Below are 8572 nucleotides of genomic sequence, written 5' to 3'. Positions count from 1 at the left end.
CGCGGTTGCAGCACCTGCTGGCGCGTGGTTTCGCCCCCGCCGCCCCCGCCCCCGCCGCCCCGGGCGGGGGCGCCCCCCGGGGGGGCGGGGGCCCGCGCTGAGGTGAGCGCGGCGAACTCGGCCGACCTGCCGACGAACACCGGGCTGAGCGACCTGGTCTCCACATCGCTGAGCATCGCACAGCCCTCTGACATCACGGCACTTGTTATCCGGGCTCAGGCGGCGCGGTCGAACCGGCCGCGGAGTTGGCTCACCCGCCCTTCGGGTGCGTTCCTGGCGGTTCGCCGGGCCCAGCGGCGGGCCGTGCCCGCCTCCCGGACGAGGCGCTCGTGCTCGGCCCTGCGGATCAGTTCGGCGGTGTGGATCTTCTGGAGTTCGTACTCGAACATCGGGGGCTCCCTGGAGCGAAGGTGGTGGGGCGTCTGGTGATGCCTCCACCTTCGTCTCCCAGGGGGCGGGGCCGCATCGGGAGAGTGCCGCATCTTGAGGGGGCCCGGGGCCTTAGAAAACGGGGCCGGACATACGAACGGCCTAAGGCCTCGGCGGCGTGAGCCGCTCGGACCTTAGACCGGGTGGGGGGAAGGGATGCGGGGGGGCGTCAGGCGCCGGTGGTCGGCAGCGCCGCGAAGAGGTCGAAGTACATGGCCATGGAGATCAGCAGCCCCAGGAAGCCGAGTACGGCGCCGGCGAGCGCGAAGGGGCGTACCCAGCCGTCGCGCTGGGGCAGCGTCAGCACGATCACGCCGAGGAGGAGCGCCACGAGGGCGACCCCGCCGTTGACGGCGGCGGTGACGTGCCAGGCGTCGCCGTAGATCGCGGAGATCTGCTGCTCGGCGGTGGCGGACTGGCCGGTCTTGAGCTGTCCTACGAGGCCCTGCCGCTCGGCGAGGACCTTGCTGGTCCAGGTGCCGGTGAGGGCGACGATGCCCAGGCAGACGGCGACGACGGCCGACGCGGCGGCGCCGAGACCGGACGACGCGGCGGGGGCGCCTTCGAGGAGGTCCAGCTCGTCGTCCTCGCCGGCCGCCTCGTCCTCGTCGAGGCCGGCGGCCGGGGCGGGGGCGTCGGCGGCGTCGGCGGACGCGCCCGCGGGGGTGTCGCCGGGGGTGTCGCTCTTCTTCAGATCGGCCTGGGGTTCGGCCGCCTTGGTGGTGGGGGCCTCGGCCGTCTCCGGCTCGGAGGTCTGGGTCTCGGGGGTGGACGTCTCGGGGGTGGACTTCATACGTCGCACGCTAGGGGCCAGTTCTGAGAACTTCCTGAGAACGCGGAAATTCACTCCTGTGGACAGCCGTATCGTGATCAGCGGTTGATCAGCTCGGCGTACCGGACCGTGCGCGCCACTCCGGGGCGAGCACCGACCAGACCTCCGTGTCGTGGCGTACGCCCCGGTAGGGGTAGTTCTGCCGCAGCACCCCGTCCCGGGTCATCCCGAGCCGCCGGGCGACCCGGATGCTGGCCGCGTTCTCCGCGGAGACGAGCCATTCGACGCGGTGCATCCCGCGCTCCTCGACCGCCCAGTCGATCAGGACGGCGGCGGCGCGCGTGACCAGCCCTCGCCCCGTCGCCGCGGGCTCCAGCCAGCAGCCGACCTCGCAGTTCCCCGCGGTCGCGTCGAAGACACGGAAGAGCACGCCGCCGACGAGGGTGGGGCCGAGCCAGATCCCGTAGAGGCGTCCGGTGTCGGCCGCCTGCTTCTGCGCGTACGAGGTGAGGAGCGCCCGCGCGGACTCCGGGTCCGTGACGGCGCGGGCGAGCTGGATGTGCTCGTCCACCAGTTCCCTGGCGCGGTCCATGTGGGCCAGGAACTCCTCGGCCTGCCAGGGCTCCAGCGGGCGCAGCCGGGCGTCGTCACCCAGTGGTACGGCGAACATGATGATTCCCCCGTGCGGTGTGTGGTGTGCGGTTCACCGGACGAGCGGGGTGTGCTCGGGCTCGTGCGGCACGGGGATCTTCGCATGTCCCGGGTGCTCGGGCGCCTCGATACTGATGCGCGGGAGCCAGCGGTCCACCGCGCGCGGCAGCCACCAGTTGGCGCCGCCGAGCAGATGCATCAGGGCGGGGACCAGGAGCGTACGGAGCACGAAGGCGTCCAGCGCGACCGCCGTGGCCAGGGCGATGCCGAACATGGCGATGACGCGGTCGCCGCTCAGGACGAAGGCGAGGAAGACCGAGATCATGATCACCGCCGCCGAGTTGATCACCCGGCCGGTCTCGGAGAGCCCCACGCGCACGGCCCGCGCGTTGTCCCCGGTCTCCAGCCACTCCTCGTACATCCGGCTGACCAGGAAGACCTGGTAGTCCATGGAGAGCCCGAAGAGCACCGAGACCATGATCACCGGCAGGAAGGGTTCGATCGGGCCCGCGCTGCCGAGTCCCAGCAGCTCGCTCCCCCACCCCCACTGGAAGATCGCGACGACGACCCCGAAGGACGAGGCGACGGCGGCCACGTTCATCAGCGCGGCCTTGAGGGGGATGCCCACCGAGCGGAACGCCAGCAGCAGGAGCAGACAGCCCAGCGCGATGACCACCCCGACGAAGAGGGGGAGCTTGCCGACGATGATGTCCGCGAAGTCGTCGTAGCTCGCGGTGACGCCGCCGACGTACACGGCCAGGGAGGTACCGGCCGCCGCCGTGGGCAGCACGTCGCCGCGGAGCCGGTCGACCAGTTCGCTGGTGTGCCGGGACTGCGGCGAGGACTCCGGTACGACGGTGAGCAGCGCGGTGTCGCCGGCGCCGTTGAAGGCGATGGGGCCGACCGAGGCGACGCCCTCGGTGGTACGGAGCGCGTCGGGGAGCTGGTCCATGGCGAGCCGGTCGGCGGCGCTGTCGAGGTGGGCGACCAGCGTCAGCGGGCCGTTGACGCCGGGCCCGAACCCTTCTGCGAGCCGGTCGTACGCCTTGCGGGTGGTGGACGTGGCGGGGTTGTTGCCCTGGTCGGAGGTGCCGAGGTGGAGCGCGAAGGTGGGCAGCGCGAGGACCAGCATCACCACGGTCGCGACGGCGCCGAGCACCTTGGGGCGGCATTCGACGAAGAGGGCCCAGCGGACGGCGAAGCCGGTGGGCAGGTCGGGCAGCGGACCGTGGGCGGCGAGTTGGGCCCGCCGGCGCCGGTTCAGCGCACGGGTGCCGATGTAGGAGAGCAGGGCGGGCAGCAGGGTCACGGACGCGGCGACGGTCAGGACGACCGTCAGCGAGGCGGCGATCGCGACCCCGTTGAGGAAGCCGAGGCGCAGGATCAGCATGCCGAGGAGGGCGATACAGACGGTGGCTCCGGCGAAGACGACGGCCCGCCCGGTGGTGGCGACGGCGCTCACCGCGGCCTCGGTGACGGTCAGCCCGCGCTGGAGGCCCTTGCGGTGCCGTACGACGATGAACAGCGCGTAGTCGATCCCGACGCCGAGCCCGATGAGCAGGCCGAGCATGGGCGCGAAGTCGGCGACGGTCATGGCGTGGCCGAGCAGGACGATGCCCGCGTACGCGGTGCCGACGGAGACCAGGGCGGTCGCGATGGGCAGCAGACCGGCGGCGAACGAGCCGAAGACGAGGAAGAGCACCACGGCCGCCACGGCCACGCCGACGATCTCGGCGATGTGCGTGGCCGTGGCCTCGGTGAGGGCGACGGCGCTGCCGCCCAGCTCGACGTCGAGGCCCTTGCCCGCCCCTTCCAGGGACGTCGCGGTGTCCACCAGCGCCCGCGCCTGGGACGGCGGGATCTCGTCGGCCTGCCGGTCGAAGGTGACGCGGGCGTAGGCGGTACGGCCGTCCTCGCTGATCTGCTCGGCGCCCTCGGCCGCGTACGGGCTCACGACGGAGGAGATCCCCGGCAGCCCGGCGACCTTGCCCAGCATCTCCCCGGCCCGCAGCTCGACACCGGCGTCGCGGACGGAGCCGTGCTCCGTGTGCCAGACGATGGTGTTGCTGTCCCCGCCGAGGCCGGGGAAGGCCGTACCGAGCAGTTCTGTGGCCCGTCCCGACTCGGTGCCGGGGACCTCGTAGTCGTTGGAGTACGAGGTTCCGGTCAGGCCGGCGGCGGCGGAGGTGCCGCCGAGCGCGAGCAGCCAGAGGAGGACGGCCAGAAGCCGGTGGGTGACGCACCATCGCGCGAGGGCTGCCAAGGACTGCTCCCTGAGTGGTTCATGGATCTTTACCGGGAACGGCCCGTGGGGGAGCCCGCAAAGAACGCGTGACCTACGGAGAGCTACTATCGCAGCCGAAAGAGATCGTTAGTGATCCTTTGTCCCCTTGGTGGCCTTACTCACAGTAAGGCCACCAAGGGGAAGGCGACGCCTCGCGGCGCGGCGGGTGTCAGCCCGCGACGCTCGCCCGGCCGTTCTCGACATGGCCCATGAGACGGCGGCGGAACGGGGCCGCGGAGCCCTCGGCGGCGTCGGTGGTCACCTCGATGTCGTACCAGCCGTGCGCGTCGGCCGCCGAGTGCACGACGCCCCTGCTGCGGCCCGGCTTCACCGTGATCCGGCGCGTCCAGCCGTCCAGATCGTCCTCCTCGACGTATCCGAGGGGGCGCACCGTGAAGGTGACGGGACGCGTGCCCCGGTTGGTCAGGGTGAGGTGCAGATCGCGGTCGTGGTGGTCGACGGACGAGGCGACCTCGGGCCCGTCCCCCGCGACAGGTCCGGAGAACTCCCGGCGGAAGCCGTTCGGACCGGTGATCGTGAAACGGTAGGAGTCACGCTCCGTCCGGTCCTGGCCGGTAAGGGGCACCGTCCATTGCGTCCTGCCCCTTACATCACGGTGCTGCGGGATCGCGAACTCGCCGGCGTACGGATAGAGCGCGAAGTGGGCGCTGGCCGGGCCCGTGTTGCTGAGCGCGACCGTGAACGTCCGCCCGTCCGCGTCGACCCGCCCGTGCGCGTCCGGCTGGTACGGCAGCGGCCTGGCCGGGCGCGCGCCCTTCTCCTGTACGGGCATCCGCTGCTCGGCCGGGGGGACGGGCTGCCAGCGGCCGGTGAACGGCGGGATCGCGCCGGGCTGTTCCACCTCGGGCTGGACGCGCCCGCGCCGGAAGTCGAACGCCGAGGTCAGATCGCCGGTGACGGTGCGCCGCCACGGCGTGATGTTGGGCTCCGCCACCCCCGTCCACCGCTCCAGGAAACGGATCACGGAGGTGTGGTCGAAGACCTGGGAGCAGACGTAGCCGCCCACCGTCCAGGGCGAGACGACCAGCAGCGGGACGCGGACGCCGAGCCCGGTGGGGCGGTCCCGCCAGCGCTCGTCGGGGTCGTCCACGGGCGGCACGGGCGGCGGCACATGGTCGAAGAAACCGTCGTTCTCGTCGTAGTTGATCAGTACGACGGTCTGCCGCCAGACGTCCGGATGCGCGCCGAGCGCGTCCAGCACCTGGTAGACGAGGGAGGCGCTGGCCACCGGCGACGAGGAACCGGGGTGCTCGGAGTCGACCGCGGAGGGCACCAGGTACGACACCTCGGGCAGGGTCCCCGCCGCCACGTCGGCGCGGAACGCCGCGGCGAGCGTGCCGGTCCCGACCCGGCGCAGCCCGCGCTCGAAGAGCGACCGCTCCTTCGCCGTGAGGGTGGCGACGCCCTCCTCCAGCGCACCGAGCAGCCGGTCGCGCCCGGCGGTGTCACCCGCGGCGTCGGCGTCCCGTACGGCGGCGTAGAACGCCTCCATGTAGGTGAAGCCGGCCGCGCCGCGCTGCCCGGACAGGGCACGGGCCCGGCTCAGCGACTTGCGGGCCACGTCCTTGAACGTGGTGAAGAACTCGATGTTGTTGTCGGTGAAGTTCTCCCACTCGGTGTACGTGCGCCAGCTCCGGCCCGCCTTCTCCAGCCGCTCGGCGTAGGTCGGCCACGGGTAGCCGGGGTGGGAGCCCTCGTCGTACGCGTCGTTGCCGACGGCGCGCCGCCCGTCCGCCTCGTAGCCGGTCCAGCCGCTCCAGAGGTGGTTGCGGTTGGGGCTCGTCGAGGTGTGGACGGAGGAGTGGTACGCGTCGCAGACGGTGAAGGTGTCCGCCAGCTCGTAGTGGAGCGGGATGTCGCGCCGGTCGTAGTGGGCCATGGTGGCGGCCGTCTTGGCGGAGACCCAGCCGTCCATCCAGCCGTCGTTCCACGCCGCGGCTCCGCCGTCCCAGGAGTGGTCGAGGGCGCCGATGTACTGGAGGTCCTTGCGCTGCGCCGCGGCGGCGTCCCGTACGGAGAACGGCAGGACGGTGCCGCCCGACGGGGCCGGCTGCGCGAACACGGACTTCCCGGAGGGCAGCTCGACGGCGTTGCGGTCGCCGAAGCCCCGTACACCGCGCAGGGTGCCGAAGTAGTGGTCGAAGGACCGGTTCTCCTGCATGAGCACGACCACGTGCTTGATCGCGTCCAGCCCGCCGGGCGCGGGTCCGGCGGCGAGCGCCGCCTGGAGGGACGGCGGCAGTACCGACCCGGCCGCCGCGGCGCCCACGACGCCCGAGCCGAGGGCGAGCACTCTTCTGCGCGACATCTCTCCGCGCGACATCTCCGGTGACATGTCCTGGACGCTAGTGAGAGCGGGTGGCAGCGGGAAGACCCCGGCGCGTCCATGAGGTGAACGTCCACGGGGCGTCCACGGAGTGGCGGCCACCATGGCCGCCCTCCCCGGCCCCGCACCCGCCCGCTTCCTCCTCCCCTACCCGCCCGCTTCCTCCCCGTACGGCCAGACCAGCAGGACCGGGCAGGTCGCGTGGTCGACGACGAAGCGTGTCGCGCGGCCGAGGCTGTGCGGCCCGGGGCGGTCGCGCTCGCCGTCACGCGCGCAGATCAGCAGATCGGCGCCGGCGGCGGCCCGTACCACCTCGTGCTCCACCTCGCCGTGGTGTTCGAGGAGTTCGCAGGGCCGGCCGAGCCGGTGCGCGGCGGCCTCCAGCAGATCGGCCGCCGCCGTGCCGGAGAGGGCTTCGAGCCTCGGCCCGGGGTCGCGGTCCGGGCGGTGGCCCCGGCCGAGAAGCCCCGCGTAGGCGAGGTGCGCCGCCGCGGCGATCTCGTCGTCACCGACGTGCAGCAGCACCACGGCGTCGTCCGGGGCGCGTTCGCGGGCCGCGTCGACACAGGCGGCCCAGGTGGACTCCGTGATCCAGACGAGCGTGGTCCGCTCCACCGCGGTCAGCCTCCGATCAGTCGCAGGGTGCCCCACAGTGCCACGGTCGAGACGGCCAGCGTGGCAGGCACGGTGAGCAGTCCGAGCCGGGTGAAATGACCGATCTTCGGCTCGGCGTCGTGCTCGTGCAGGATGCGCCGCCACAGCAGGGTGGCGAGCGACCCGACATAGGTCAGGTTCGGGCCCAGGTTCACCCCGATGAGGGCGGCCAGTACGGGCCCGGGGCCGGCCGGGGCGAGGACCGGCAGCAGCGCCAGGATCGCCGGGAGGTTGTTGATCGCGTTGGCCAGGACGGCGGCGATCGCCGCGATGGCCAGCAGCGAGAGCAGGGAGGAACCGTCGGGCAGCAGCCAGGTGATCCCGGTGTCCAGACCGTTGTCGACGACCGCCTTGACGACGACGCCGAGCGCGAGGACGAAGAGGCAGAACAGCGGGGACGCGGCGCGCAGCAGCTTCACCGGGGTCGTACGCCGCTGCCGCAGGGCGCGGACGGCGAGGACGGCGGTACCGGCGACGGCCGCCCACAGCGGCTCGATCCCGGCGAACGAGGTGACGGCGAACCCGGCCAGCGTCAGCCCCAGCACGACCAGCGTGAAGACCGGCACGTCGCGCCGCTCGTCCGTCTTCGGCGGGTGCGCCCCCGCGGCCAGGTCGGCGGCGAAGAAGCGGCGGAAGACGACGTACTCGACGGCGATCGCGGCCAGCCACGGCAGGGCCATCAGCGCGGCGAACCGGGTGAACGAGAGCCCGCTCGCGGTGAACGCCAGCAGATTGGTCAGGTTGGAGACCGGCAGCAGCAGGGACGCGGAGTTCGCGAGGTGCGTACAGGCGTACACGTGCGGCCGGGGCCGGGCGCCGACCCGCGCGGCGGTCGCGAAGACCACCGGTGTGAGCAGGACGACCGTGGCGTCCAGGCTGAGTACGGCGGTGATGACGGCGGCGACGGCGAACACCCCGCCGAGCAGGGTGCGCGGTCGGCCGCCGCAGAGCCGCGCCACCAGATCGCCCGCGGCGGTGAACAGCCCCTCCTCGTCGCAGAGCTGGGAGAGGACGAGCACGGCGGCGAGGAAGACGACCACGGGCAGCAGGGTGCGGGTCTGCTCCCACGCCTCCCCCGGCGAGACGGCGCCGAGGACGACGACCAGCAGGGCCGCGGGCACGGCGGCGACGGCCTCGGGCAGACCGCGCGGACGCCCGACGGCGAACGCCAGCACGGCGAGCAGCAGGGCGACGGAGACGATCTCGGCGGCGACGGTGTTCACAGGATCGGATCTGCCTCGTGATCGTGGTGGTTCGGAACGGCCCGGCACGGGCGCGACGGCCTGGGCACGAAGGTACGGCGTACGGGGCCGCCGGCCACGTACGAAGCCACTTGGGGGGGGGGGACACGGAGGGGGGGGGCGGCGCCCCGGGGGGGGGGGGGGGGGTGGGGTGGGGGGGGGGGGGGAGCCCGGGGGGCCGGGGGGACCGGCGC

Annotated in this window: 8 protein-coding genes; all 8 read right to left on the bottom strand. The window is 72.9% G+C overall.

The annotated features are described in order from the left end of the window. Positions 1 to 194: hypothetical protein (locus ACFXPK_RS31680; protein WP_385080598.1), on the bottom strand; the 194-nt coding region annotated here is incomplete at its 3' end. Between the two features lie 21 nt (positions 195 to 215). Next, on the bottom strand, positions 216 to 389 hold the full coding sequence (locus tag ACFXPK_RS31675) for a hypothetical protein (RefSeq protein ID WP_384993095.1): 174 nt from the start codon (positions 387 to 389) through the stop codon (positions 216 to 218). Between the two features lie 209 nt (positions 390 to 598). Next, positions 599 to 1222: a hypothetical protein gene (locus ACFXPK_RS31670; protein WP_385080596.1), complete on the bottom strand. Its 624-nt coding sequence runs from the start codon at positions 1220 to 1222 to the stop codon at positions 599 to 601. Positions 1223 to 1310: 88 nt separating this feature from the next. Continuing rightward, positions 1311 to 1871, bottom strand: a complete 561-nt coding sequence (locus ACFXPK_RS31665) for a GNAT family N-acetyltransferase (protein ID WP_385080594.1) — start codon at positions 1869 to 1871, stop codon at positions 1311 to 1313. Between the two features lie 33 nt (positions 1872 to 1904). Continuing rightward, complete coding sequence (locus ACFXPK_RS31660; RefSeq protein ID WP_385080592.1) at positions 1905 to 4115, bottom strand: MMPL family transporter; 2211 nt, start codon at positions 4113 to 4115, stop codon at positions 1905 to 1907. 190 nt (positions 4116 to 4305) lie between these two features. Continuing rightward, positions 4306 to 6492 (bottom strand): phosphocholine-specific phospholipase C, encoded by a 2187-nt coding sequence (locus tag ACFXPK_RS31655; protein ID WP_385080591.1) that lies wholly within the window; start codon positions 6490 to 6492, stop codon positions 4306 to 4308. A 138-nt stretch (positions 6493 to 6630) separates the two neighbouring features. Then, on the bottom strand, positions 6631 to 7098 hold the full coding sequence (locus tag ACFXPK_RS31650; RefSeq protein WP_385080590.1) for a universal stress protein: 468 nt from the start codon (positions 7096 to 7098) through the stop codon (positions 6631 to 6633). A 5-nt stretch (positions 7099 to 7103) separates the two neighbouring features. Further along, complete coding sequence (locus ACFXPK_RS31645) at positions 7104 to 8360, bottom strand: SLC13 family permease (protein ID WP_385080588.1); 1257 nt, start codon at positions 8358 to 8360, stop codon at positions 7104 to 7106. Between the last annotated feature and the right edge of the window lie 212 nt (positions 8361 to 8572).

It is taken from the genome of Streptomyces sp. NPDC059142, from assembly GCF_042755665.1.
Classification (GTDB): domain Bacteria; phylum Actinomycetota; class Actinomycetes; order Streptomycetales; family Streptomycetaceae; genus Streptomyces.
This window is presented reverse-complemented; position numbering and strand designations above follow the sequence as displayed.

Excerpts from the sequence above, each read along its gene's own strand:
- ACFXPK_RS31675 (WP_384993095.1), bottom strand. The coding sequence starts at position 389 with ATGTTCGAGTACGAACTCCAGAAGATCCACACCGCCGAACTGATCCGC.
- ACFXPK_RS31655 (WP_385080591.1), bottom strand. The coding sequence starts at position 6,492 with ATGTCACCGGAGATGTCGCGCGGAGAGATGTCGCGCAGAAGAGTGCTC.
- ACFXPK_RS31665 (WP_385080594.1), bottom strand. The coding sequence starts at position 1,871 with ATGTTCGCCGTACCACTGGGTGACGACGCCCGGCTGCGCCCGCTGGAG.
- ACFXPK_RS31670 (WP_385080596.1), bottom strand. The coding sequence starts at position 1,222 with ATGAAGTCCACCCCCGAGACGTCCACCCCCGAGACCCAGACCTCCGAG.